This window comes from Paraburkholderia acidicola, assembly GCF_002362315.1.
GTDB lineage: Bacteria > Pseudomonadota > Gammaproteobacteria > Burkholderiales > Burkholderiaceae > Paraburkholderia > Paraburkholderia acidicola.
The window spans coordinates 34,511-59,326 of the sequence record NZ_MTZV01000002.1; the positions used below are offsets into that span (position 1 = coordinate 34,511).

Sequence of the window (24,816 nt, forward strand, 5' to 3'; positions counted from 1 at the left end):
TCGCGCCAGGGAGGCAGCGCGACGAAGCCAAGATAATAGCGGGTTCGCCGATCGAGGTCAATTTTCAGAACGCAATTTTTTGAGCTGAAACGTGACTGCAGTCACTGCATTGTCACGCCCCAGCCCGTTCCGTGTGATTCCGAACCGGCAGACGCCCGGGTCTTACTCGTCTTACGCGTGATCGAGTTCGAAAGCCTTGTGAAGCGCGCGCACCGCGAGCTCCATGTACTTTTCGTCGATCAGCATCGAGATCTTGATTTCGGAGGTCGAGATCATCTGGATGTTGATGCCCTCTTCCGACAACGTGCGAAACGCCGTGCTCGCGATACCAACGTGCGAGCGCATGCCCACACCGACCACCGATACCTTCGATACCTTCGGATCGCCCAGCACCTTCTCGGCGTTCACGTGGCCTTGCACCTGCTCCGTGAGGATGTCCATTGCACGCTGGTAGTCGCCACGACCAACCGTGAACGTGAAGTCGGTCTTGCCCTGCACGCTCTGGTTCTGGATGATCATGTCGACGTCGATGTTCGCGTCCGCCACCGGGCCGAGAATCTGATAGGCGATGCCCGGCTTGTCGGGCACGCCCATTACCGCGATGCGGGCTTCGTCGCGCTGGAATGCAATGCCCGAGATGACTGCTTTTTCCATGGTCTCGTCTTCTTCAAAAGTGATCAGGGTGCCCGACGACATTTCGGCTTCGAGCGGTGTCAGCGGATCGGTCAGGCTGGACAGCACACGCGTCTTCACCTGGAACTTGCCGGCAAATTCCACCGAGCGCGTCTGCAGCACCTTCGAGCCAAGGCTCGCCATCTCCAGCATTTCCTCGAAGGTCACGCGATCAAGCCGGCGCGCCTCTTCGACCACACGCGGGTCAGTCGTATAGACACCGTCGACGTCCGTATAGATCAGGCACTCGTCGGCCTTCAGCGCCGCAGCCACCGCGACCGCCGATGTATCCGAACCACCGCGGCCGAGCGTCGTGATGTGACCGTCGGGATCGATGCCCTGGAAGCCCGTGATCACGACCACCTTGCCGGCGGCGAGGTCGTTCAGCACACGCTCGCCATCGATGTCGTGAATGCGTGCCTTCGTGAAGGCGCTATCGGTTTTCACCGGCACTTGCCAGCCGGTGTAGCTGACTGCATCGACGCCTGCTTCGTGCAGTGCGATGGTCAGAAGACCAACGCTGACCTGTTCGCCAGTCGACGCGATCATGTCGAGTTCGCGCGGGCTCGGTTGCGGCGAAATCTCTTTCGCGAGGCCGAGCAAGCGGTTGGTTTCGCCGGACATCGCCGAGGGCACGACGACCATCTTGTGGCCAGCCTTATGCCATTTCGCGACGCGCTTCGCGACATTCTTGATGCGCTCGACCGAGCCCATCGAAGTACCGCCGTATTTATGTACGATGAGTGCCATTGTCGTTCTGAACTGAGGAAGAAACCGCGTCGGGCACGTTGGGGACGGCCGCACAACAAGCAAACGTTCGGGAACGACAGCGAAGTATGTGGCGGCGCGGAGCAACGCGCGCGGATTTGCCCGCTGTAACCTGCGTCACCGTTGATGGTCTGACGTGGTATCGCGACGCTGGGGCATGGAAAAAACCACGAGCAACCAGCGGTGGCGAATAAAACGTAGCGCGAAAAACGGCGAAGACAGGCCGGGCAAACGAGTAACCCTACCCGATCGGCCGTAAAAAGACAAGCCGGCAACCCGGCAATTCGTACCGCAAAGGCTTACGCAGAAAGGATCTGCGGGAAAACAGCCGATCCAGGCTGGTCCGTGTTTACGCTCCGTGGGCGGCCCGTCTGGCCCGACCGGCCGGTCGGCAACGAATGGTCCTGCCGCGGCAAACGGTACGCATCGATCGGCCGCTCTACCCTCGCCTGCCTCATCAGGCGATCAACAGATCCTCGCGCCATTCGATCCGCCAGTAACGTTCGCCAGGCTGTTCCAGCTCCGGCGCGAACGCAGCGCGGTTCACGCCGAGTAGCGGCACGAAGAGCAACTCGTCGCCGGCGAAAAGCAGCGGTACGTCGCGCTTCCACGACGGTACGCCGCGCTCCTGAAACAGGTTCTTCAACGTGCGCGCAGGTCCACGCAACGTTGCGCGCATGCGCTCGCCGCCAATCCGTGAACGTGCGCTGAGCAGCCGGTCTGTCAGTGCCGTTGCGGGAACCGCGTCCGGTTCGTGCACGTGGCTTTCCGTGAACACGAAGGTGCCGCGCCATGACGGCAGACGCCAGACCGCTTCGCCGCGCCACCGGCATTCGACGGTGGCGCGCGGCACGAGCGCGGCGCCGTCAGCCGTATCGGCGGGATCCGCGCTGTCGCCGGCTTCCCAGTACACGTCGTCCCGATAGACGCGCAACGCCTGCCCGGCGTGATCGACGCGCAGCCCGTGATCATCGCCGATCGTGCGCAGTTGCCGCAGCGCGTCGGCAAGACGCGCCGTCGATGCAGCCGGCAGCCCTTGCGTACGCATCCAGTAGCGCAGCAGATTCAGCGCGCGTTCGTCATCGAGTGCGAGCAACGCTGCACGCGACAGCGCACGCCTGTCGTCCTGCGCAACCTCGCGCAGATCGAGGCGCGCCAGTTCGTCGAGCAGCCGCTGGGCCGATGCGGCATGCGCCGCCGTGCGCGACAGCGCGTCGCGAAAGCCGGGAAAGTGCACGGCCAGCGTAGGCAGCACGTCGTGACGCAGCGCGTTGCGCGCATAGCGCGTATCCGCATTCGATTCGTCGTCGATCCAGTGCAGCGTATGCGCCCGCGCATATTGCTCGAGCTGCGCACGCAGCAGATGCAGCAGCGGCCGCACGCGGGGCGCCGCCGCACCGGCCGGCAACCGCTCGGGCGCCATTGCGGCGAGCCCCGCGAGCCCCGCGCCGCGCAGCAGTTGCAGCAGCACCGTTTCGGCCTGATCGTCGGCGTGCTGCGCGAGCCACAGCGCGCGTGCGCCATGCGTCGTGCACAGCGCATCGAGCGCGCGATAACGCGCATCGCGCGCCGCGGCTTCGATGCCGGTACCGGCGTCGCGTGCCACCTCGACGCGCCGATGCGCAAACTCGACCCCGCGCGCAGCCGCAAACGCCGCACAGTGCGCGAGCCACGCATCCGCGTGCGCGCTCAACCCGTGATGCACATGCAACGCAACACAGCGCGCGGCACCCGCCACGTGCACCGTTGCATCGAGAAGAACTGTCGAGTCGAGGCCGCCGCTAAACGCGACTGCAATGCGTGCGTCGTCGGGAAGCGCAGCGAACGCCGCACCGACAGCCTCGAAGACGAGGCGTTCGGTGGACGTTTCAGAAGAAGTTGTCACGGTGGATCACCGCGCAAAAGATGAGAAGCAAAGTGCGCCGGACAGCAGAACCGCCGGCGCGGCGCTTACACGCCCGGCGCCGTTTCCTTGAACTTGCCGTACGCCATCAGCCGGTCGAAACGGCGCTCACGAAGATCCTGCGTGCTCATGCCCTGGAACTGCCGCAGCGAATCGGCAAGCGCACGACGCAGCAGCGCAGCCATGCCTTTTGGATCGCGATGCGCGCCGCCGAGCGGCTCGTTGACGATCTTGTCGATCAGACCGAGCGCTTTCAACCGGTGAGCGGTCAAGCCCAACGCTTCGGCAGCTTCCGGCGCCTTGGCCGAACTCTTCCAGAGAATCGACGCGCAGCCTTCCGGCGAGATCACCGAATAGGTCGAGAATTGCAGCATCAGCACGCTGTCGCCGACGGCGATTGCGAGCGCACCACCCGAGCCGCCCTCACCGATGATCGTCGCGATGAGCGGCACCTTCAGTTCTGCCATCACATACAGATTGCGGCCGATCGCTTCCGACTGGCCGCGCTCTTCCGCGCCGATGCCGGGATAGGCACCGGGCGTATCGATGAACGTGAAAATGGGCAGGCCGAATTTTTCCGCGACGCGCATCAGGCGCTCGGCCTTACGATAACCTTCCGGACGCGGCATACCGAAGTTGCGCGCAGCGCGTTCCTTCGTGTCACGGCCCTTCTGCTGGCCGATCACCATACACGCCTGACCGTTGAAACGCGCGAGGCCACCAACGATCGACAGGTCGTCCGCATACGAGCGGTCGCCGTGCAATTCGTGGAAGTCGGTGAACAGCTCGTTGACGTAATCGAGCGTATAGGGGCGCTGCGGATGCCGCGCAATCTGCGAAACCTGCCAGGGCGTCAGATTCGCATACAGATCTTTCGTCAGCAGCTGGCTCTTCTTCGACAGCCGATCGATCTCTTCCGAAATGTCGACGGCCGAGTCATCCTGCACGAAGCGCAACTCTTCGATTTTCGCTTCGAGTTCCGCGATCGGCTGCTCGAAATCCAGAAAGGTGGTCTTCATAGGTGGGATCCTTGGACTTACCGGCAGCGCGTATTCTAACCGCGCGCGCCGTTCTCAAAACGACCTCGCAACTATCAAACCCTGGAACCGATAGTTTACGAGGGACGCTTCCACAATCAGTAGTCGACCGGTAACGGATCGAGACTACGCCACATATACCAGGTCGCCACGGTACGCCATGGCTCCCAGTTCGCTGCAACCTCGCGCGCTTCGCTGCGCGTAACAGGTTCGCCGCTGAAATAGTTAACGCTGATCGCGCGGATCAACCCGAGATCGTCGAGCGGTAGCACGTCCGGGCGCGACAGGTTGAAGATCAGGAACATCTCCGCGGTCCAGCGACCAATGCCGCGAATCTGCGTGAGCTCCGCAATCACCGCCTCGTCTTCCATCGATGTCCACTTGCCGACGTGCAGCGCACCGGACACGAAATGCTGGGCGAGATCGAGAATGTATTCGGTCTTGCGCTTCGACAGCCCGCATGCGAGGAGCTTCTCCTGGCCGAGCTTGATGAACTGCTGCGGTACCAGTTTGGGGCACGCGCTCTCGACCCGCTGCCACGCAGCCTGCGCAGCGGCAACCGAAACCTGCTGGCCAACCACCGAACGCGCCAGCGTGACAAACGGATCGCCGCGCGACAGCAGATGCACGGGGCCGAATTTCGGAATCAGCTTCTTGAGGATGCGGTCGCGCTTCACCAGATCGGCGCACGCCTTGTCCCAGTATGCGGGTCGCGTCACTTCAGGCGCGAGCCCGTCGATCTGCACCGGCCCTGCTTCGCTATCCGACACGACCTGCGATTTGCGCACGACGGTGACTTCACCGTCGTGCAACGCGTCGAGTTCGCGTTCGTGGATGTCGCCCGCCAGCGCTTCGGGCAACGCGCCATTGCTCCTGACACTACCGTTGCTGCCACCGCGCGCCTGCTTCGCACGCGCCGATCCTTTCAGGACTTTCGGTGCTCGCGATGCATCGCCATTGAGCGCGCCAGGAGCGCGCTTCACAGCCATCTTTTTTGCGGCGACCGCGCCCGTGCGCGCATGCACGGCGCCATTGGCGGCCGTGGTCGCTACCTTCGATGCACCTTGCAGCGCGCGAGCGTTACTACCCCGCGCACGCGTCGTTTTCGCTACCGGTGCTGCGCCTGTCTTAGACGCGGCCCGTCTGGCCTGCGTCTTCGTGGCCGTTGCCATCCTGCCTCCTGCCTGGCGAGTCGATCAGAGGGAAGTGCGGGAAGCGCTCACACGCGCCGCCACTCGGTCAACCCGCCTGGTTTGTCTTCAAGTGCAATTCCAGCTTCGAGCAATTCAGCCCGGATCCGGTCTGCTTCGGCATAATCCTTCGCCTGCTTCGCGGCAACGCGCGCGGCGATCCGTGCTTCGATCGCCGGTGCGTCGAGCGCAACGTCGCCCGTGCTGCCGTTCGCCTGCTGCAAATACGCGCGCGGTTCGCGGCCAAGCAGGCCGATCACGCGCGCAAGTCCCTGCAATTGCCGTGCAAGCAAAGCGTTGCGCGTGCGATTGACTTCGCTCGCCAGTTCGAACAGCACCGACACGGCGACCGGCGTATTGAAGTCATCGTTCATCGCTGCACGGAACCGCTGCGCGTACGCTTCGTTCCAGTCTAGGTCAGACGCGTGAGGTGTCACATCTTTCAATGCGGTATACAAACGCGTCAGTGCGCTGCGGGCATCGTCGATATGCGTATCGCTGTAATTCAGCGGTGACCGGTAGTGCGCACGCGCGATAAAAAAACGCACCACTTCGGCATCGTACTGCGCGAGCACCTCACGGATCGTAAAGAAATTGCCGAGCGACTTCGACATCTTCTCATTGTCGATCTGCACATAGCCGTTGTGCATCCAGTAGTTGACGAAAGTTTGCCCAGTCGCGCCTTCGCTCTGGGCAATTTCGTTTTCATGGTGCGGAAACTGCAGGTCCTGACCGCCGCCGTGAATGTCGAAGTGGTCGCCGAGCAGCGTGCAGCCCATCGCGGAGCATTCGATGTGCCAGCCTGGCCGGCCGCGACCGTATTTCGAATCCCAGCCGGTGTCGGCGGGTTCGTCGGGTTTCGCCTGCTTCCACAGGACGAAATCGAGTGGGTCCTGTTTCGCATCGTTCGCCGCGACGCGTTCGCCCGCGCGCAGGTCTTCGAGCGACTTGCCCGACAGCTTCCCGTAGTTCGCGAACTTGCGCACGGCATAGTTCACGTCGCCATCGGATGCCTGATAGGCGTAGCCGTTCGCTTCGAGCTTCTCGATCAGGCCGAGCATCTGCGGGATGTAATCGGTTGCGCGCGGTTCGTGATCGGGACGCTCGATACCGAGCGCGTCCGCATCTTCGTGCAGCGCTGCGATGAAGCGGTCGGTCAGCGACTTGATGGTCTCGCCGTTCTCGACCGCCCGCCTGATGATCTTGTCGTCGATGTCGGTGATGTTGCGGACATAGGTGACGTCGTAGCCGAGCGTGCGCAGCCAGTGCTGCACGATGTCGAACACAACCATGACCCGCGCATGACCGATATGACAATAGTCGTACACCGTCATGCCACAGACGTACATTCGCACGACGCCTTCCTGAAGCGGCACGAAAGATTGCTTGTCACGCGCGAGCGTGTTGTAGATGCGCAGTGATTCCATAGAGACGGTGCGTGGGTCGGAGGAAATCCGCTTTGCATTCCCGCAGGCTGGGTCCGGTGAGTCACAGACTCCTGCACGGGCTTCATACGCTGCAGCACTTCGAGCAGCAAACCGGTGCACCTGGTGCGGCGGTCAGGCTGCTATCAACGCGGAGACGACCACGAGTGACGAAAAGACAGTCTGAGGTTCAACGGAACGCGCAGACCTTTTGTTAGAATGGGTCGGAGTATAACACCCAGACCTGAGCCTATGAAACCTTCCAGCGGCCGCGCGCACCGCGCTGCGACCCTCACCGCGACGGCCATTTTCGGCCTCGCGCTCACGCTTTTGCCCGGCGTCGCCGCGCATGCCCAGAAGGCCAGTCCAGTAGCACAAGGACCGGCCGTGCGTGACGGCACGCCCGAGATCGACTCGTCGATCGAGCAGAAGAACTGGACTCAGGCGCTCAAGCAACTCGACGCACGCATCGCGTCGAATCCGCGCGATGCTCAGGCAAAGTTCAAACGTGCCACGGTGCTCGTCCGCCTGAACCGCGACGACGACGCCATCGCCGCCTTCACCGAACTCACGCAGATCTACCCCGAGCTTCCCGAGCCGTACAACAACCTGGCTGCGCTGTATGCGAAGCACGGTCGCTATGACGAAGCGCGCGCCGCGCTCGAAACCGCGACGAAGGTCAACCCCGGTTACGGTCTCGCCTACGAGAATCTCGGCGACCTGTATCTGCGTCTCGCTAACGCGGCGTATCTGCGCGCCCAGGGTCTCGGCCGTGCGAGTGCGACGACCCAGCAGCGTCTCGCCGACATCCAGAAGATCGTTGCGCCGCCCAAAACCGAGGCGAAGCCCACACGCAAAGCCGTGGCAATCGACGATTACACGAACCGCGCCACGTCCAATATCACCGACACACCGAGCTTCCAGTTCGGCGGTCCGAGCGGTTCGCTGGCCACGCCGCCGTACGTCGCGCCTTCACAATAATCCGGCGTTCGAGAGCGCCGGCCCATGCCGGCGAAGTTCGCCCCGTAGTTCGCTGTTTACGTTTTTTTCACTCCGAGGATCCTCATGAAATGGTTGATGCTGGCGCTCGGCAGCGCCGCCCTGATCGCAAACGCACCCGCATTCGCGCAGTCGGCACCGCAGGCAGCGCATCCGTCCGTACTGTTCAAGACGTCGCAAGGCGACATCCGCGTCGAGCTGTACCCGGAGAAAGCGCCGAAGACGGTCGCGAATTTTCTCGACTACGTGAAGGCCGGCCAGTACACCGGCACGATCTTCCATCGTGTGATTCCGGGCTTCATGATCCAGGGCGGTGGCTACACGACCAGCTACGCTGAAAAACCGACGCGCGCGCCGATCCAGCTCGAGAGCCGCAGCGGCCTGAAGAACGCGACCGGCACGATCTCGATGGCACGCACGGGCGATCCTGACTCGGCGACCGCCCAGTTCTTCATCAATACCGTCGACAACGCCGGCCTCGACTATCCGAACCCGGACGGCAACGGCTATGCGGTATTCGGCAAGGTGACGTCCGGCATGGACGTCGTGAAGAAGATCGAAGGCACGCCGACGACGTCGCGCGGCGAGATGGCCAACGTGCCGCAAAAGCAGATCGTGATCGAGTCGGCGACGATCGTCGGCAAATAAGCCATCAGTTACGCATCGAGCCGCGCCGGTACACGCAGCGAAACGGCGCGCTAACATAACCCATCGCTGCCGGCGCGGCACCGCGCGGCCCGATTGCCGCGAGCGCCGCGCTTTCCACTTAATCCTGAACTTCAAAGGTTGCCATCATGGTCGAACTGCATACGAATCACGGCGTCATCAAACTCGAACTGGACGCTGAGAAAGCACCGAAGTCAGTCGAGAATTTCCTGAACTACGTGAAGAAAGGTCACTACGACAACACGGTGTTCCATCGCGTGATTAACGGCTTCATGGTCCAGGGCGGCGGCTTCGAGCCAGGCATGCAGCAAAAGCCCACTGACGCGCCGATCGTCAACGAAGCGAACAACGGACTGAAGAACAACACCTATACGATCGCGATGGCGCGCACGAACGACCCGCACTCGGCGACCGCGCAGTTCTTCATCAACGTGAACGACAACGACTTTCTGAACCATTCGTCGCCGACGCCGCAAGGCTGGGGCTATACGGTGTTCGGCAAGGTCGTCGAAGGTCAGGACGTGGTTGACAGGATCAAGGGCGTCAAGACCGGTTCGAAGGGTTTTCATCAGGACGTGCCCGCCGACGACGTGATCATCGAAAAAGCCGTCATCGTCGAGTAACCGGTAACCGGCCACCCTGCCGCGTACTGCTGCACCTATCAGGCACACTTCGATGCTGCAAGAAACGCCGCTGCGAAGCGCCGCTGCGGGCGTGCCTGGCGAGGGCAAACGCCCGCACGCCGCACGCCCGTTTTTGTTTCTCTCCGATCTTCATCTGAGCGCCGCGATCCCGCGTACGGTCGCGGCCTTCGAGCATTTCATCCAGGTCACGGCTAACCAGGCCGACTCGGTATTTATTCTCGGCGATCTGTTCGAGTACTGGATCGGCGACGACATGCTCGCCGAACCGTTCGCGGGCCGCATGGCCGCGCTGATGCATACGCTGTCGGAGCGTGGCATCGCGCTCTACATCATGCATGGCAATCGCGACTTCCTGCTGGGCAAGCGCTTCATGAAAGCGGCGGGCGCAATCTGGCTGCCCGACCCGATCGCGATCACCGCGTTCGGCACGCGCGTCGTGCTCGCGCACGGCGATGCGTTGTGCACGGCGGATCATGGGTATCAGTGGTTTCGTCGGCTCGCGCGCAACCGCTTTGCGCAGATGCTGTTTCTCGCGTGGCCGTTCAGATGGCGCCAGGCGCTGGCCGAGCGTATGCGCTCTAAAAGCGAAACGGGCCGCACACGGCCCGCCTCGCCGCGCTACGACGTAACGCGCAAAGGCGTCGCGGCACTGTTCAGGAAAACCGCGACGACCTGGATGATTCACGGTCACACCCACCGCCCCGCACGCCATCAGGAAAACGGCGGCACACGCTGGGTTCTGCCCGACTGGGATCTCGATCACGGCGAACGACGCGGCGGTTATCTGCGCATCGATGCCGAAGGATTCAGGGCGCTGCCGCTCGATTGAACCTCGTTGCGGCGGCACGGGTCACGCGTGCTTGCTGCGCGTAGGCCGTCGGTCGATCGCCAGCGCTTCAACCCCCGTCGATTTCCTCACCTTCCAGCGCGGCCGATAACCGGCGCAAACCGAGCAGCGTCGCATCGGCACCATGTAAAGCCTCGATGCGCGTACCGAGCCGCTCGAGCGCCGCCACGATCTCGTCGACGCGCTGGGTCTGCGTCGCGGCATGATCGATCAGACCGTGGATGGCAAGCGAAACGGGATCGTCGGCGTTCGGCGCGATGCCGTAGGCGCTGAACGCCGCACGCACCGGCAGGCCGTCCGCATCGATAGCCGTATCGATGCGTGCAGCAACAGGTGCCGCGGGGGCAATCACACGCGCCGGATTGCCGACCGCAGTGCCACCCGCCGGCACCGGCTTCACGACGACGGCGTTCGAACCGATCTTCGCATCGTCACCAATCACGAACCCGCCCAGCACTTTCGCGCCCGCCCCGACGATCACGCCGCGCCCGAGCGTCGGGTGCCGTTTCGCACCGCGCGTGAGCGACGTACCGCCGAGCGTCACGCCCTGATAGATCGTGCAGTCGTCACCGATCTCCGCCGTCTCGCCGATCACGACGCCCATGCCGTGGTCGATAAAAACGCGCCGGCCGATCGTCGCGCCGGGGTGAATCTCGATGCCGGTCAGGAAGCGTCCGAACTGCGATACGCAGCGCGCGAGCCAGCGACGTTTAGCGCGCCAGCATGCGTGTGCGAACCGGTGCAGCACGATGGCGTGCAGACCCGGATAACACGTGAGCACTTCCCAGGCGCTGCGTGCGGCGGGATCGCGCTCGCGGATCGTGGCGATGTCTTCGCGAAGTCTCGTGAACATGGCAGTAACGCATTGGTGAGAGGGGACCGCCCGCCTCACCGATCGATAACGGTGAAGGCAAACGACAGCTGCCGGTTATCAAACCGGCAGCTTTGCTTAGAACGTTTCGGGGATTGTAGGGCGATTGTGCCAAACCTGCAGGAAGCCCACGCGCCTGGCAAGGTCGGCGGATAGCGAACCGCTACGGCGGCTACTCGCCGCCCGGCGCTTTCGCTCTCAGCAGGATGTGCTTGGCGATGCCGCGCACGATATTGACCTCTTCGCGCTCGAGCCCCGAGCGGGCGAACAGCCGCCGCAGACGCGACATCAGTTTTTTCGGGTTCGCCGGATCGAGAAACTCGAGGGCGATCAGCGCATTCTCGAGGTGCACATACATGCGTTCGATTTCATCGCTGGCGGCACGCGGGCTGGCGTCGCTATCGGGCACCCCCGCCGCGCCCGCCGCTCCCGAGGTAGCCGCGTCGCCAAGATACGCAATGCGCAACTCATACGACAGCACCTGAATCGCCTGCGCGAGATTCAGCGAACTGTAAGCAGGATTGGCCGGAATATGCGCGAGCGCGCTGCACCGTTCGACGTCCTCGTTCGAGAGACCGGTGCGTTCGTTGCCGAACACGAGCGCGATGTCGCCGCTCGCCGCATGCTCGCGTGCCGCGCTCGCCGCTGCGCGCGGCGGCAACTGCGGCGGGCCGTATTCGCGGGCCCGTGCGGTCAACGCCACCGACCATTGCACGCCATTCAGCGCATCGGCGAGCGTCGGGACGACGTGTGCCGACGCGAGCACATCGTCGGCGCCGCTCGCCATCGCGATCGCTTCCGGATCGGACTGGACGTGCGCCACGCGCGGCGCGACCAGCACGAGCCGCGAGAAGCCCATCGTTTTCAGCGCGCGCGCGGCCGCACCGACATTGCCGGGATGGCTCGGCTCGACCAGCACGAAGCGCGTCGACGTGAAGCCGCCGCGTACCGGGCCGCCAGGACCACCTGGGTCGGCGGTACCTGATACGGCGTGGGAGCGTGAGGAGGAAACGGGGGATTGGGCCACGATGGCGGTCGGCGCAGGGGGAAGCTGGAAAGCGGCTATGGTAGCGCCAATGGAAGGCGATCCCAACCATTGTCAATGTGGCGGCCGACCGCGGCATGCGGCGAAACCATCGAGAGTCGGGTAAAATCACGCCTATTCGCGCCGTCTTCGAACGTGCGCCTCGCTCTTCTTCAATTCGTCTCCGTGGCTGGAACGCGCGCCAAATCCGCGTTCCGGGTTGTTTCCAGCTGGCTTTTGCCCGCTTTTCGTCGATTCCGGTTTGCAGCTGGCACTGCACCGGCACAAAGGATCCAGTCTCATGCATCCCATGCTCAACATCGCTGTCAAGGCCGCACGTCGCGCCGGACAGATCATCAACCGCGCATCGCTCGACCTCGATCTGGTTCAGGTCAGCAAGAAACAGCACAACGATTTCGTCACGGAGGTCGACAAGGCCGCCGAAGCTGCGATCATCGACACGCTGAAAACCGCCTACCCCGATCACGCCATCCTCGCCGAAGAATCCGGCCGCTCGGACAACGAATCCGAGTACGAGTGGATCATCGATCCGCTCGACGGCACGACGAACTTCATCCACGGTTTCCAGTATTACTGCGTGTCCATCGCGCTTGCGCACAAGGGCATCGTCACGCAGGCCGTGATTTACGACCCGACCCGCAACGATCTGTTCACCGCCTCGCGCGGCCGCGGTGCGTTCCTGAACGACCGCCGCATCCGCGTCGGCCGTCGTGACCGCCTCGCCGACGGGCTGATCGGCACCGGTTTTCCGTTCCGCGACAAGGAAGGCCTCGGCGCATACAGCAACCTGTTCGAGGAAATGACCAAAGCCTGTGCAGGCCTGCGTCGCCCGGGCGCCGCCGCGCTCGATCTCGCGAACGTGGCCGCTGGCCGGCTCGACGGCTTCTTCGAACAGGGCATCAACGCGTGGGATATGGCTGCAGGCAGCCTGCTGATCACCGAAGCGGGTGGTCTCGTCGGCAACTACACGGGCGACTCGGACTTCCTGCATATCGGCGAGATCGTCGCGGGCAACCCGAAGCTGTACGCACAGATGGTGCCGATCCTGTCGCGCCACAGCCGCACGAAGCAACAGGCGGCCTGACGCGCCACACATAGCAAGGCGGCTGCGGCCGCCTTTTTGTTATGCGCTTATGCGCGACGGGTGCAGCAGTTCTCCCCCTACGACGTCACGCTACGCTGTGCTGCGCGCTCACCGGTTGCGGCGGTCGGTCCCGGCCTGCTGCGCCGCGTACACACTCTCTTGCGCTGTGTTCCAATCCGGTTCATGAAAAAAGGCTTTTACACGATCATCGCGGCGCAGTTCGTGTCGTCGCTGGCGGACAACGCGCTGTTGATCGCGGCAATCGCACTGCTGACCGTGATCCAGTCGCCCGCATGGATCACGCCGCTGCTGCAGATCTTCTTCACGATCTCGTACGTACTGCTCGCGCCGTTCGTCGGCGCGTTCGCCGATGCGCTGCAAAAGCGCCACGTGATGTTCTTCTCGAACGCGCTGAAAGCGATCGGCTGCCTGCTGATGATCGGCGGCGTGCATCCGATGATCGCCTATGGCGTGGTCGGTTTCGGCGCGGCCGCCTACTCGCCGGCGAAGTACGGCATCCTGACCGAGCTGCTGCCACCCGACCGCCTGATTGCAGCGAACGCCTGGCTCGAATCGGCCACCGTGCTGTCGACGATCGTCGGCACGATGCTCGGCGGCGCGCTGATCAGCAACTACGCGATCAATTTCGTCGCGCACGCGCATCTGCTGCTGATCCACTCGGCTGCGGACCTCGCGATGTTCGCCGTCATGGTCACCTATGCAATCGCCGCGGCGATCAACGTCGGCATTCCCGACACGGGCGCCCGCTATCCGAACCGGCTCAAGGAGCCACGCAAACTGGTTGGCGATTTCGTGCGGTGCTTCAACGTGTTGTGGGCGGACAAGCTCGCCCAGATCGCGCTGTGGGTGACGACGTTGATGTGGGGCGGCGCCGTAACGTTGCAACTGCTCGTACTGAAATGGGCCGATGTGAACCTCGGCTTGTCGCTGTCGAAGGCCGCGGTCATGCAGGGTGTCACCGGTCTGGGTATTGCGGTCGGCGCCGCGGCTGCCGCCGCATGGATTCCGTTGCGCGGTTCGCTGCGTGTGCTGCCCATCGGCATCCTGACTGGCCTCGTCGCGATCGCGATGGCCTTCTACAGCAAGGGGCTCTTTCCACTCGGTAGCGGCATCCGGGTTGGCCCGTTCATCGCACCGCTGTATATCGTGTTCGCCTATCCGCTAATGATCCTGCTCGGCGCGCTCGCAGGGTTTTTCATCGTGCCGATGAACGCGCTGTTGCAGCATCGCGGCGCAACGCTGCTGTCGGCGGGGCATTCCATCGCGGTACAGAACTTCAACCAGAATCTCGCCGTGCTACTGATGCTCGGTGCCTACGCGCTGCTGCTCACGGCGAAGATGCCGGTGCAATGGATCATCGTCGTGTTCGGCTCGTTTATTACTGTGATGATCTGGCTCGCCAGGCGGCGCAGCATCGTCAACGCGCGGCGGGCGGATATTGCGGCGCTGATCGGCGAGTAAATACACGTTTGCCTGCACGCTCAGGCAGAAGGTGGAGCAACCAGCGTAAGCGGTACAGGCAACGCAACTGACCATCCGGTCAGGTCCCCGCCGCCGACGCGGCGAGTTAAACTCACGCCCTGAACACTCACGCAAGAAAGATACCGAGGATGGGCACTCAAATCGCAGCAATCGACGCCAAAGCCAGCGAAGCGGCACAGCACACGCCAATGATGCAGCAGTATCTGCGCATCAAGTCGGAACATCCCGGCACGCTCGTGTTCTACCGGATGGGCGATTTCTACGAACTCTTCTTCGAGGATGCCGAGAAGGCATCGCGCCTGCTCGATCTGACGCTGACACAGCGCGGCGCATCGGCGGGCAATCCGATCAAGATGGCGGGCGTGCCCTATCACGCCGTCGAGCAATATCTCGCGAAGCTCGTGAAGCTCGGCGAGTCGGTCGCAATCTGCGAACAGATTGGCGATCCGGCCACGTCGAAGGGCCCGGTGGAACGCAAGGTCGTGCGCGTCGTCACGCCGGGCACGCTCACCGACGCTGCCCTGCTCTCCGACAAGAACGACGTCTACCTGCTCGCCGTGTGCGTCGGTCACAACCGCCGCGGCGTCGCGACCGGTCTTGGCCTTGCATGGCTCAATCTGGCAAGCGGCGCACTGCGGCTTGCCGAAATCGCCCCCGATCAGGCAGCCACCGCGCTCGAGCGCATCCGTCCTGCCGAGATTCTCGTCGCCGATACCGGTGCCGACGCCAACGCATGGACCCCGCCCGCAGGCTTCGGCGCACTAACCCGCGTGCCGGTCTGGCACTTCGACACCGTGTCGGGCACCCAGCGTTTGTGCGATCAGCTCGGTGTTGCGGGTCTCGACGGCTTCGGCGCACACTCGCTGTCGAGCGCCTGCGGCGCAGCCGGTGCGCTGCTGCTCTATGCGGCGGCAACCCAGGGCCAGCAACTGCGCCACGTGCGCAGCCTCAAGGTCGAATACGAATCGGAATACATCGGGCTCGATCCGGCCACGCGCCGCAATCTCGAACTCACCGAAACGCTGCGCGGCACCGAATCGCCGACGCTGTGCTCGTTGCTCGATACCTGCTGCACGACGATGGGTAGCCGGCTGCTGCGTCACTGGCTGCATCACCCGCCACGTCATGCGGCAATCGCCCAGGCCCGTCAGCAAGCGATCGGCGCACTGCTCGACGCACCGCCAGGCGCGGGCGTCGATGCATTGCGCAGCGCGTTGCGGCCCATTTCCGACATCGAGCGGATTACGGGGCGACTGGCCCTGCTGTCGGCACGGCCACGCGATCTGTCCAGCCTGCGCGACACGTTCATCGCACTGCCCGAACTGCGTGCTCAGCTCGCAGCCGTCACGGCAGGCGCCGAGTCGCTGGCCCGCATCGATGCCGCACTGGAACCGCCCGCGCCCTGCGTCGATCTGCTGCGCCAGGCCGTTGCGGAAGAGCCCGCGGCGATGGTTCGCGACGGTGGCGTGATCGCCCGCGGCTACGACGCCGAACTCGACGAGCTGCGCGACATCTCGGAGAACTGCGATCAGTTCCTGATCGACCTTGAAACACGCGAACGCGCACGCACCGGCATTGGCAACTTGCGGGTCGAATACAACAAGGTGCATGGCTTCTATATCGAAGTCACGCGCGGCCAGACCGACAAGGTGCCCGACGACTATCGCCGGCGCCAGACCCTGAAGAATGCCGAGCGCTACATCACGCCCGAGCTGAAAACCTTCGAAGACAAGGCGTTGTCGGCGCAGGAACGCGCGCTCGCCCGCGAGCGCTCGCTCTACGACGCGCTGCTGCAGGCGCTGCTGCCGTTCATCGCCGACTGCCAGCGGGTCGCCTCGGCACTGGCCGAGCTCGATCTGCTTGCCACTTTCGCGGAACGGGCGCGCGCGCTCGACTGGGTCGCGCCGACTTTCTCGGAAGCCGCCGGCATCGAGATCGAACAGGGACGTCACCCGGTCGTCGAAGCCCAGGTCGAACAGTTCATCGCCAACGACTGCACGCTGAGCCCCGAACGCAAGCTACTGCTGATCACCGGCCCGAACATGGGCGGCAAGTCGACCTTCATGCGGCAAATCGCATTGATCGCACTGATGGCCTATGTCGGCAGCTTTGTGCCCGCGCGGCGCGCGGTGTTCGGGCCGATCGATCGCATCTTCACGCGCATCGGCGCTGCCGACGATCTGGCCGGCGGCCGTTCGACCTTCATGGTGGAGATGACGGAAGCGGCCGCGATCCTGAATGACGCGACACCGCAAAGCCTCGTGCTGATGGATGAAATCGGACGCGGCACGTCGACGTTCGATGGCCTCGCACTCGCCTGGGCGATCGCGCGGCATCTGCTCGCCCACAACGGTTGCCACACGCTGTTCGCGACGCATTACTTCGAGCTCACGCAACTGCCCGGCGAGTTCCCGCAGGCGGCCAACGTGCATCTGTCGGCGGTGGAACACGGACATGGCATCGTGTTTCTGCATGCGGTCAACGAGGGCCCCGCGAACCAGAGTTACGGGCTGCAGGTCGCGCAGCTGGCAGGTGTGCCCGCGGCGGTGATCCGTGCGGCGCGCAAGCACCTGGCGCATCTCGAACAGCAGTCGGCAGGCCAGCCGGCTCCGCAGCTCGACCTGTTCGCCGCCGCGCCGATGCTTGAAGACCGCGACGACGACCCGCCCGCGCAGCCCGCCGATCCGGCAACCGAGGCACTGCTCGAGCGCCTGCGCGCGATCGATCTGAACGAGTTGCGCCCGCGCGACGCACTCGATCTCCTGTATGAACTGCGTGAACTGGCCGCCCCGCCGGATGCGGACCGTTGACCTTCTTTTTGTTCCCCGCCCGCGCCTGCGACTGCAGGCGCGTCGCAGCGACGCCGCACGCGCCGTCATTGCCGCGGTATTAGTCGCAGTCTGCAGCGCGACGCTGGCATCGACGGCAAACGCCGCGCCAGCGCGCTACTCGTTCGCGGTGATCGGCGGAACCATGCAGGACATCGCCGACGAAGCACCCACACAGAAGCTTATCGATGCGATCGGCCGCGATCCGCAGATGTCGTTCATCGTCTACGACGGCAACCTGAAAAGCTCGAAGGAGCCGTGCCGCGATTCGCTTTACGAGCGACGCCAGGCGTTGCTCGAAGCCGCGCGCCCGGCGCTGGTTTTCATCCCAGGGCAGCACGACTGGATGGATTGCAGCAGCGCTGCAGCGGGCGGCTTCGATCCGGTCGAACGACTCGACCAGCTGCGGCAAACGTTGTTCGCGGACAGCTCGTCGATGGGACAGAACCCGTTGCCGCTCACGCGCGAGAGCGAAGTGTCGCGTTTCCGGCCCTATCGCGAGAACGTGCGCTGGCAGACCAGCGACACGGTGTTTATCGGCTTGAACGCGCCAAGCCCGAACAATCATTATCTGATTGCCGGCGGACGCAATGGGGAGTTCGAAGACCGCGTCATCGCCAACGGTTTCTGGCTGGAACATGCGGCGGAATATGCGAAACGCCGCGAGGCCCGGGCGATCGTCATATTCATTCAAGGCGATCCCGATCCGGAACGCTACGAGCGGCCGGAACGGTTCGCGTGGCTGCGCTTTGGACGCAACCCGCGACGCGATGGCTTTCTGGAATTCAAACGGAGTCTGGTGAAGCTTGCGCAGATCTTTCGCGGCCCGGTGCTCGTGATTCACGAAAATAACGAACCGCTGGCGGGAGGCTTCCTGATCGACCAGCCGCTGCGCAACGACAAGGGTGTGCTGGTGACGAACCTCACGCGCATTGCATTCGCGCCACGGGACCGGCTCAACCAGTGGGTTCAGATCGATGCGGATCTGGCGCGGCGACCGCCGTTCCGGGTGACGGTTCGCGACGTACCGAAAAATCTGCCGGCGTTGCCGGCGTCGGTGCCGCAGATGCCATCGCACGACGAAGAACCCGCGGTGCCGATGGTGCCGTCGATGCCGGAAGTACCGGCGCCCGGCGCACCGGCGATGTCGTTACCCGACGATGAAAGTGCTGGAAATGGCGCGGCGAGTGTATCGCCGGCGCCGGCGCCACCGCAACCGGCAAGCTCAGTGGAGCGTGGGCCCTGATTTGCCTTCGCCCTCTTCGTCGTCATCTTCATCGATGATTTCGAGGCCGTCTGCGCCGTGCGCATGTTCGTGCTGGATTTCGTCTTCGGTGGCGGGGCGCACTTCCTTGACGGTCAGCGCAAAACGCAGCGCCATGCCCGCGAGCGGATGATTGCCGTCGAGCACGACCTTGTCTTCCGCGACATCTGTGACGGTATAGATCAGCGAATCGAGATCTTCATCGCCTTCTTCCGGCGTGCCTTCGAACTGCATGCCGATTTCGAGCGGCTCGGGAAAGCGGGTGCGCGGTTCGATCTTCACGAGGTCCGGGTCGTACTCGCCGAATGCGTCCTGCGGTTCCAGCTGAACCTCGGTTGCGAAGCCCGGTTCATGGCCGTCGAGCTCTTCCTCGATCTTGGGGAACGTGCCATCATAGCCGCCGTGCAGATAGACCATCGGCTCGTCGTTTTCCTCAATCAGATTGCCCTGCGCATCCGATAGCTTGTACGCGACAGATACGACGGTGTTCTTTACGATTTTCATTCGACTCTCCAGAATACAAGCCACATTATACGATGCCGAGGCGCCCCCTTGACCACCCAGCCGGCACGGCTGAGGCTGCGGTTGCAGTGCCCGGCCCTCGCGCCGGATCGTCCACCGCACGTCGTGCCGAAGCGCTGTCGCTCCCTCCTTCGCCCGATCAACCGACGCCTTTACTCGGCAATCTGAGCCCGGCGCAATTCATGCGCCGGTACTGGCAGAAAAAGCCGCTGCTTATCCGTCAGGCAATCCCGCAGATTGCCGCACCGCTGTCGCGCGACGAACTCTTCGACCTCGCCGGGCTCGACGATGTCGAGGCGCGTCTCATCACGCACTTTCGTAACAAGTGGCAACTGGAACACGGGCCATTCGAGCCTGACGAACTGCCGTCCGTCAAACAGCGCGCGTGGACGCTGCTCGTCCAGGGCGTCGATCTGCACGACGATCGCGCGCGTGCGCTGCTGGACCGGTTCCGTTTCGTTCCCGATGCCCGCCTCGACGATCTGATGATCTCGTACGCAACCGATGGCGGCGGCGTCGGTCCGCATTTCGATTCCTACGATGTATTCCTGCTGCAGGTACACGGCAAGCGTCGCTGGCGGATCGGTGCGCAGCGCGACCTGTCGCTGCAGGAAGGCGTGCCGCTGAAAATCCTCCAGCATTTCGAGTGCGACGAAGAATGGCTGCTCGAACCCGGCGACATGCTGTACCTGCCGCCGCATCTCGCCCACGACGGCATCGCGGAAGGCGAATGCATGACCTGTTCGATTGGCTTTCGCGCCCCGTCGCATAGCGAACTCACATCGCAATTCCTGTATCACCTCGCCGAATCGGGTCAGACGTCGGGAAGCGCCGGCGACCTGTATCGCGACCCGCAGCAGCCGGCCGTCGCGCATCCGGGCGAACTGCCGGCGGCGCTCGTGGCACAGGTCAGCAAGACCCTCGCGAAGATCCGCTGGGACGAACGCGACATCGCGTCGTTCCTCGGCAGCTACCTGAGCGAACCCAAGCCGTCGGTGGTTTTCGACCCACCCGCGCGGCCATTCAGTGAGCAGCGTTTTATCGCGCTCGCGGGGAAGTCGGGGGTACGCCTCGATCGCAAGACCCTCCTGCTATACGATCGTCGCGCATATTTCATGAATGGAGAAGAAAACTCGCTGGCAAATGTGAAAAAATGGCTGCCTGAATTCGCAGATAATCGATCTTTGAGTGCGAAACGCTTTGTAACACTCTCAGGCGATTCATCGGTGACAGCACTGCTACACGAGTGGTATTGTGCGGGCTGGGTGCAAGTGGGCGAGCTTGCGTGAGCCTGTCCGCCTGTAATACCGTACTCTGAAAATTTGTATGAGAAAGACAACGTATTGACCCCGGATTTGTCGACGGTCTGTACGAAAGTGCATATAATTTCCGCCCAAGCCGTAGGGAAGATTCACGCTCATGCATGAAGTGCATCTCCACCAGCGGCCCAGGTCGGTGTTGGAGCACATTACCGGTAATATTTTGCGCTGTTGCTTACCTTTAACCATAAAAGGACGTGATCATGAAGAAATCCCTCCTCGTAGCATCTCTGTTGGCTGTTGTGGCTCTGGCCGCATGCAACAAGAGCAGCGACCAGGCTGCCGCTGCAGCTAGCGATGCTGCAGCAACGGCTGCGTCGGCTGCGACTGCCGCCGCTTCCGACGTAGCCGCTGCTGCATCGGGCGTTGCTGCTGCTGCGAGCGACGCTGTTGCTTCGGCTACGGCTGCTGCTTCGGACGCAGGTGCTGCCGCTTCGGACGCAGCCGCTACTGCTGCTCCGGCATCGGGCGCAAGCCAGTAAGCTGTACAGCATTCGCCTTCGGGCGAGACTGTATTGGGAAGTCGAACGGCTTCCCGAGCGGACAAAACAAAACGCCACGGATGTCCTCCGTGGCGTTTTATCATTCAGCGGCTGTCATCGCGATCTGCTGCATTTGATCTGCTTTACCTGCCGCGCATCATCGCACCATCCCGATCAGGCGATGGACGCCGCGTCGCTCAAGCCGGCGCCACCTTGTCGGCGAAAAACTCCCGCACCACCTCGATCTCGCGCGTACGTTTAAACGGCGGCAGGCTTTGCCAGATACGTCGTCCGTACGGTTTGTCGACAAGCCGCGTGTCGCAGATCATCAGCACGCCGCGATCCGTTTCCGCACGAATCAACCGGCCTGCACCCTGCTTCAGCGTAATCACCGCCTGCGGTAACTGGTGAACCGCAAATGGACTCAGCCCTTTCTTCGTCAGCGCATCGAGGCGCGCGGACAGCACCGGATCGTCAGGCGGCGCAAACGGCAGCTTGTCGATCACGACGAGCGATAACGCATCGCCGCGCACATCGACGCCCTCCCAGAAGCTCTGGCTCCCCACCAGAATCGCATTGCCATAGGCACGAAAGCGTTCGAGCAACTCGGTGCGGCTCGCATCGCCCTGGACCAGCAACGGCAGGTTCCAGCCGCGCGATTCGATCGTGTCGCGCAGCTTCGTCGCGATACGGTCGACCGCACGCAGCGTCGTGCACAACATGAACACGCCGCCGCCTGAGGCTTCGATGGCAGGCAGCGCCGCATCGAACACCGCATCGGTGAACGCTGGCGAAGAGGGTTGTGGGAGATTGCGCGGCACGTACATCAGCGCCTGCGTCGCGTAGTCGAACGGACTGGCCAGGGTCATCGAGCGGCGGGCGTTTAGGCCCATCTGTGCCGCATAGTGCGTGAAGTCGCCACGCACCGACAGCGTCGCCGACGTGAAGATCCACGCGCGTGGCACGCCCGCGCGCTGTCGCGCGAAAATCGGCGCGACCGACAACGGCGTTTCATGCAACTGGACCGTGTGTGCGAATACTTCAATCCAGCGAACCTTCTCGTCCTGCTCATTAGCGCTACCGGACGCCGCACCATCCGCGCCAGTGGCATCGCGTACAGGTGCATCCGGCACCGTGGTCCAACCGGCTAGCAAGCCTTGCAGCTCGCGTGCGCGGCGCAGGCAGGCACCGATCGATTCCGCCCGCTCCGCCTGGCTAGCAAGCGCCGACGCCAGCGCGGCGAGTTCCGTTTCGAGAACGCCAAGCGCAGCGAATAGCGGATGGCCGTCGGACAACTGGCCAATCGACATCCGCACCGAATCTTCCCTGAACGTGAGACGCACATCGCGTGCGGCGCGCTCCAGCGCCCCGCCGAGCTTCACCCACTCCACGGCATCGCGGGCATGCCCCAGTCCCTCGGCCACCGCGTCGCGCGCCAGCTCGAGCAATTGCGCGGTCGACAGCGTTTCGCCAAAGAACAGCGTGGCCGTTTCGGGCAACTGATGCGCTTCGTCGAACACGATCGTATTCGCAGTGGGCAGCAGCTCGGCCATGCCCGTATCGCGCAACATGATGTCCGCGAAAAACAGATGGTGATTGACGACGACGATGTCTGCCTGCTGCGCCTCGCGACGCGCCTGCATCACGAAGCATTCCTTGTAGTGCGGGCATTCCTGGCCGAGGCAGTTGTCGCGCGTCGACGTCACCATCGACCACACCGCGGCCGTCTCGGGCACGCTCGCGAGTTCGGCCTTATCGCCGGTCCGGGTGATCTTCGCGAAACGCACAATGTCCTGCAGATACGACGTCTCCTGACGCGACGGCAGGCGACCGTTATCTGCGGTGCGCTGCAGGTAGTAGTGGCACAGATAGTTCGCGCGCCCCTTCAGCATCGCTACCGACACCGGTACCGCAAGCGCATCGCGTACCGTCGGAATATCGCGCTGGAACAGCTGATCCTGCAGATGCTTGGTCCCCGTCGAGACGATGACCTTGCCGCCCCATAGCATCGCTGGAACGAGGTAGGCATAGGTCTTTCCGGTACCAGTGCCCGCTTCGACGATCAGCGTGTTTTCGCTGTCGTCGGGCGCACTGGACGCATCGGGTGCTCCGCTGGGGGTATCGCTCGCCGCCGCACGCGCATCGCCACCAGCGCCCTGTAAACGGCGTGCCGGGCGCTTCTGTAGCTCGAACATGGCGGGCTCAGGCAAGCCACGCCCCGAGGCCTCCATAGTGGCCGCGACGGCACGCGCCATCTCGATCTGCGAAGCCCGTGGCCGGTAGCCGTCGATCTGCCGCGCGAGCAGCCCATTGGCGGCGAAGATATCGTTGAGTTCGGTAGCACGACGGGCGTTGAGCACGACAGCGGGCGCGCCACGCGCGTCGCGCGACGCCGCGGCGCCGTCCGTCGGCACAGGAGAAGAAGAAACGAGCGGTGAATTCAAGGCAAGCGGTTCCTGCAAAGTCCGGTGTGCGCGGGGCGCACCCGGCGCCTGCCAGGTCGCCCGGTCAGGCGCGCCCGTCCGGTTCGAGCTGCAACTGCAGCAAGATGATTGTGTCCTTGACCTTGAGCTTGCGCTTTTTCAGGCGCTGCAACTCCAGGTCGTCGATGCCGGGCTCGTCCGACATCCTGTCGATCAGCCGGTCGAGCCCACTATGCTCGGACTCCAGCTGCAGAATGCGGTCGCGAAGGGTATTCGCGCTGATGGCGTGATGGTCCCGCATGCTCGCCTCCTCTTTCCGAAGCGGCGACCGGCCATCGATTCAGCCGCTTCGCCTGAGGTTGCTATCCCGGCTTAAAACGCGTTACTGGCCCTGTTGCTGCTTTTGCTGCTCGATCTGTTGTTGCTGCTGTTGCTGTTCCTGCAACTGTTGCTGCTGCTTCTCGCGTGCTTTCTCGGCGGCCTGCTTCTGGCGCGCTTCGACGTCCGCCTTGTGCTGCGCGGCGGTCGCCTGCTTCTGCTCGAAGTGCTGCTGGTTCTCGACGCGCTGCTGCGCTTTCTGGGCGCCCTGCTGGCGCGCGGCATCGAGTTGCTGCTGGAAATTCGCCTGCTTCTGATCGTACGCCTTCTGGTTCGCCGCCGCCTGCGATGCGCCGATACCCCGTTGCGCCTGATCGAGTTCGTGCTGACGCTGCTTCTGCTCGTAGGCCTGCTCGTTCGCCGCGCGCTGCGGCGCTTCGGCCGTGCGCTGTGCCTGATCGAGTGCGTGCTGACGCTGCTTGTCCTGATACGCCTGGGTGTTGCGTGCGTCGTTCGCCGCGCGTTGCGGTGCGTTCGCCGCGTCCTGCGCGCGCTGGAGCGCCGCCTTCTCGTCGCGCTTCTGCGCACGCGCGGCGCGCTGCTCGTCGTCGAGTGCAAGCTGTTCCTTGCGGATCACGGCCTGCTTCTCGCGCATTTCGTCGCGCGCATTGTCGAGACAGTGATTCACGAAGAACTTGCTATAGCAGTCGTGCTCGGCAACGCCGTAGCGATAGTTGTTGTCCGTGGACCGACGGTCCAGATCCTTCTGGCGCGCATTGAAATTGTTGCTGTCGTCCGCCTGCACCGCCGATGCGCCGGGCGTGTCATAGGCAGCCGCGCTGCTGGTCACAACCGCCGCGGATGACGCGGGCATATCCTGGGAAAACGCGGGCGCAGACGCCGAAACGGCAAGCAGCGCCGCGGCGAGTGCGGTAAACGCGGCGGCAGCACGCGATGCAAGGAAAAAGTGGGAGTTCGGCAACGTCAGGAATGGGCGGCGGGACATG

Annotated in this window: 21 protein-coding genes; 10 read left to right on the plus strand and 11 right to left on the minus strand. The window is 63.5% G+C overall.

Annotation, left to right across the window (positions count from 1 at the left end; translation table 11 throughout):
- Positions 1–171: 171 nt before the first annotated feature.
- The 5 genes from BWP39_RS02210 to cysS form a co-directional block, all read right to left on the minus strand.
- Positions 172–1,422, minus strand: coding sequence for an aspartate kinase (locus tag BWP39_RS02210; protein ID WP_096716761.1), 1,251 nt, complete (start codon positions 1,420–1,422; stop codon positions 172–174).
- A 475-nt stretch (positions 1,423–1,897) separates the two neighbouring features.
- Complete coding sequence (gene tilS / locus BWP39_RS02215) at positions 1,898–3,325, minus strand: tRNA lysidine(34) synthetase TilS (RefSeq protein WP_096716762.1); 1,428 nt, start codon at positions 3,323–3,325, stop codon at positions 1,898–1,900.
- Between the two features lie 65 nt (positions 3,326–3,390).
- The gene (locus tag BWP39_RS02220) at positions 3,391–4,362 is read right to left on the minus strand and encodes an acetyl-CoA carboxylase carboxyltransferase subunit alpha (protein ID WP_096716763.1); all 972 of its coding nucleotides are present in this window, start codon (positions 4,360–4,362) and stop codon (positions 3,391–3,393) included.
- 116 nt (positions 4,363–4,478) lie between these two features.
- The gene (locus BWP39_RS02225) at positions 4,479–5,552 is read right to left on the minus strand and encodes an endonuclease III domain-containing protein (RefSeq protein ID WP_096716764.1); all 1,074 of its coding nucleotides are present in this window, start codon (positions 5,550–5,552) and stop codon (positions 4,479–4,481) included.
- A gap of 47 nt (positions 5,553–5,599) precedes the next feature.
- Positions 5,600–6,997, minus strand: a complete 1,398-nt coding sequence (cysS, locus tag BWP39_RS02230) for a cysteine--tRNA ligase (RefSeq protein WP_096716765.1) — start codon at positions 6,995–6,997, stop codon at positions 5,600–5,602.
- Between the two features lie 249 nt (positions 6,998–7,246).
- Here cysS and BWP39_RS02235 point away from each other — a divergent pair, with 249 nt between their 5' ends.
- The 4 genes from BWP39_RS02235 to BWP39_RS02250 all read left to right on the plus strand — a co-directional run bounded on the left by BWP39_RS02235 (position 7,247) and on the right by BWP39_RS02250 (position 10,132).
- On the plus strand, positions 7,247–7,975 hold the full coding sequence (locus BWP39_RS02235) for a tetratricopeptide repeat protein (protein ID WP_096716766.1): 729 nt from the start codon (positions 7,247–7,249) through the stop codon (positions 7,973–7,975).
- A gap of 84 nt (positions 7,976–8,059) precedes the next feature.
- Positions 8,060–8,641, plus strand: a complete 582-nt coding sequence (locus tag BWP39_RS02240) for a peptidylprolyl isomerase (RefSeq protein ID WP_096716767.1) — start codon at positions 8,060–8,062, stop codon at positions 8,639–8,641.
- Positions 8,642–8,787: 146 nt separating this feature from the next.
- Positions 8,788–9,282: a peptidylprolyl isomerase gene (locus tag BWP39_RS02245; RefSeq protein ID WP_096716768.1), complete on the plus strand. Its 495-nt coding sequence runs from the start codon at positions 8,788–8,790 to the stop codon at positions 9,280–9,282.
- 52 nt (positions 9,283–9,334) lie between these two features.
- Complete coding sequence (locus BWP39_RS02250; protein WP_096716769.1) at positions 9,335–10,132, plus strand: UDP-2,3-diacylglucosamine diphosphatase; 798 nt, start codon at positions 9,335–9,337, stop codon at positions 10,130–10,132.
- Between the two features lie 67 nt (positions 10,133–10,199).
- Here BWP39_RS02250 and cysE read toward each other — a convergent pair whose 3' ends face one another.
- Both cysE and BWP39_RS02260 read right to left on the minus strand, forming a co-directional pair.
- Positions 10,200–11,003 carry a serine O-acetyltransferase gene (gene cysE / locus BWP39_RS02255; protein ID WP_096716770.1) on the minus strand — a complete coding sequence of 268 codons (804 nt, stop codon included), beginning with the start codon at positions 11,001–11,003 and terminating at the stop codon, positions 10,200–10,202.
- A gap of 190 nt (positions 11,004–11,193) precedes the next feature.
- Positions 11,194–12,048: an RNA methyltransferase gene (locus BWP39_RS02260; RefSeq protein WP_207556558.1), complete on the minus strand. Its 855-nt coding sequence runs from the start codon at positions 12,046–12,048 to the stop codon at positions 11,194–11,196.
- A gap of 298 nt (positions 12,049–12,346) precedes the next feature.
- On the opposite strand from BWP39_RS02260, the gene BWP39_RS02265 reads away from it, so the two are divergent.
- From BWP39_RS02265 to BWP39_RS02280, 4 genes are all read left to right on the plus strand, one after another.
- Entirely contained in the window at positions 12,347–13,150 is an 804-nt protein-coding gene (locus BWP39_RS02265) for an inositol monophosphatase family protein (RefSeq protein WP_096718457.1), read from the plus strand.
- A gap of 183 nt (positions 13,151–13,333) precedes the next feature.
- The gene (lplT, locus tag BWP39_RS02270) at positions 13,334–14,632 is read left to right on the plus strand and encodes a lysophospholipid transporter LplT (RefSeq protein ID WP_096716771.1); all 1,299 of its coding nucleotides are present in this window, start codon (positions 13,334–13,336) and stop codon (positions 14,630–14,632) included.
- A gap of 149 nt (positions 14,633–14,781) precedes the next feature.
- Complete coding sequence (mutS, locus tag BWP39_RS02275; RefSeq protein WP_096716772.1) at positions 14,782–17,463, plus strand: DNA mismatch repair protein MutS; 2,682 nt, start codon at positions 14,782–14,784, stop codon at positions 17,461–17,463.
- Positions 17,450–18,727, plus strand: coding sequence for a hypothetical protein (locus tag BWP39_RS02280; protein ID WP_170043825.1), 1,278 nt, complete (start codon positions 17,450–17,452; stop codon positions 18,725–18,727). Before mutS ends, BWP39_RS02280 begins: the two co-directional genes overlap by 14 nt.
- Here the strand turns inward: BWP39_RS02280 and BWP39_RS02285 are convergent.
- The gene (locus BWP39_RS02285; protein WP_096716774.1) at positions 18,707–19,249 is read right to left on the minus strand and encodes an FKBP-type peptidyl-prolyl cis-trans isomerase; all 543 of its coding nucleotides are present in this window, start codon (positions 19,247–19,249) and stop codon (positions 18,707–18,709) included. The genes BWP39_RS02280 and BWP39_RS02285 overlap by 21 nt on opposite strands.
- 32 nt (positions 19,250–19,281) lie before the next feature.
- On the opposite strand from BWP39_RS02285, the gene BWP39_RS02290 reads away from it, so the two are divergent.
- A complete protein-coding gene (locus tag BWP39_RS02290; protein ID WP_096716775.1) occupies positions 19,282–20,556 on the plus strand; it encodes a cupin domain-containing protein in 1,275 nt (424 codons plus the stop codon).
- A 233-nt stretch (positions 20,557–20,789) separates the two neighbouring features.
- On the plus strand, positions 20,790–21,068 hold the full coding sequence (locus tag BWP39_RS02300; protein WP_096716776.1) for a hypothetical protein: 279 nt from the start codon (positions 20,790–20,792) through the stop codon (positions 21,066–21,068).
- A gap of 197 nt (positions 21,069–21,265) precedes the next feature.
- Here the strand turns inward: BWP39_RS02300 and BWP39_RS02305 are convergent, their stop codons facing one another.
- From BWP39_RS02305 to BWP39_RS02315, 3 genes are all read right to left on the minus strand, one after another.
- Complete coding sequence (locus BWP39_RS02305) at positions 21,266–23,512, minus strand: ATP-dependent DNA helicase (RefSeq protein ID WP_096716777.1); 2,247 nt, start codon at positions 23,510–23,512, stop codon at positions 21,266–21,268.
- 64 nt (positions 23,513–23,576) lie between these two features.
- Positions 23,577–23,792 (minus strand): DUF465 domain-containing protein, encoded by a 216-nt coding sequence (locus BWP39_RS02310; RefSeq protein WP_096716778.1) that lies wholly within the window; start codon positions 23,790–23,792, stop codon positions 23,577–23,579.
- A gap of 81 nt (positions 23,793–23,873) precedes the next feature.
- Entirely contained in the window at positions 23,874–24,815 is a 942-nt protein-coding gene (locus tag BWP39_RS02315; protein WP_207556560.1) for a hypothetical protein, read from the minus strand.
- Position 24,816: the final 1 nt, after the last annotated feature.

Coding starts and splice junctions, on each gene's coding strand:
- BWP39_RS02210 (WP_096716761.1), bottom strand. CDS start 1,422: ATGGCACTCATCGTACATAAATACGGCGGTACTTCGATGGGCTCGGTC.
- BWP39_RS02220 (WP_096716763.1), bottom strand. CDS start 4,362: ATGAAGACCACCTTTCTGGATTTCGAGCAGCCGATCGCGGAACTCGAA.
- BWP39_RS02225 (WP_096716764.1), bottom strand. CDS start 5,552: ATGGCAACGGCCACGAAGACGCAGGCCAGACGGGCCGCGTCTAAGACA.
- cysS (WP_096716765.1), bottom strand. CDS start 6,997: ATGGAATCACTGCGCATCTACAACACGCTCGCGCGTGACAAGCAATCT.
- BWP39_RS02235 (WP_096716766.1), top strand. CDS start 7,247: ATGAAACCTTCCAGCGGCCGCGCGCACCGCGCTGCGACCCTCACCGCG.
- BWP39_RS02240 (WP_096716767.1), top strand. CDS start 8,060: ATGAAATGGTTGATGCTGGCGCTCGGCAGCGCCGCCCTGATCGCAAAC.
- BWP39_RS02245 (WP_096716768.1), top strand. CDS start 8,788: ATGGTCGAACTGCATACGAATCACGGCGTCATCAAACTCGAACTGGAC.
- BWP39_RS02250 (WP_096716769.1), top strand. CDS start 9,335: ATGCTGCAAGAAACGCCGCTGCGAAGCGCCGCTGCGGGCGTGCCTGGC.
- cysE (WP_096716770.1), bottom strand. CDS start 11,003: ATGTTCACGAGACTTCGCGAAGACATCGCCACGATCCGCGAGCGCGAT.
- BWP39_RS02265 (WP_096718457.1), top strand. CDS start 12,347: ATGCATCCCATGCTCAACATCGCTGTCAAGGCCGCACGTCGCGCCGGA.
- lplT (WP_096716771.1), top strand. CDS start 13,334: ATGAAAAAAGGCTTTTACACGATCATCGCGGCGCAGTTCGTGTCGTCG.
- mutS (WP_096716772.1), top strand. CDS start 14,782: ATGGGCACTCAAATCGCAGCAATCGACGCCAAAGCCAGCGAAGCGGCA.
- BWP39_RS02280 (WP_170043825.1), top strand. CDS start 17,450: ATGCGGACCGTTGACCTTCTTTTTGTTCCCCGCCCGCGCCTGCGACTG.
- BWP39_RS02285 (WP_096716774.1), bottom strand. CDS start 19,249: ATGAAAATCGTAAAGAACACCGTCGTATCTGTCGCGTACAAGCTATCG.
- BWP39_RS02290 (WP_096716775.1), top strand. CDS start 19,282: ATGCCGAGGCGCCCCCTTGACCACCCAGCCGGCACGGCTGAGGCTGCG.
- BWP39_RS02300 (WP_096716776.1), top strand. CDS start 20,790: ATGAAGAAATCCCTCCTCGTAGCATCTCTGTTGGCTGTTGTGGCTCTG.
- BWP39_RS02310 (WP_096716778.1), bottom strand. CDS start 23,792: ATGCGGGACCATCACGCCATCAGCGCGAATACCCTTCGCGACCGCATT.
- BWP39_RS02315 (WP_207556560.1), bottom strand. CDS start 24,815: ATGTCCCGCCGCCCATTCCTGACGTTGCCGAACTCCCACTTTTTCCTT.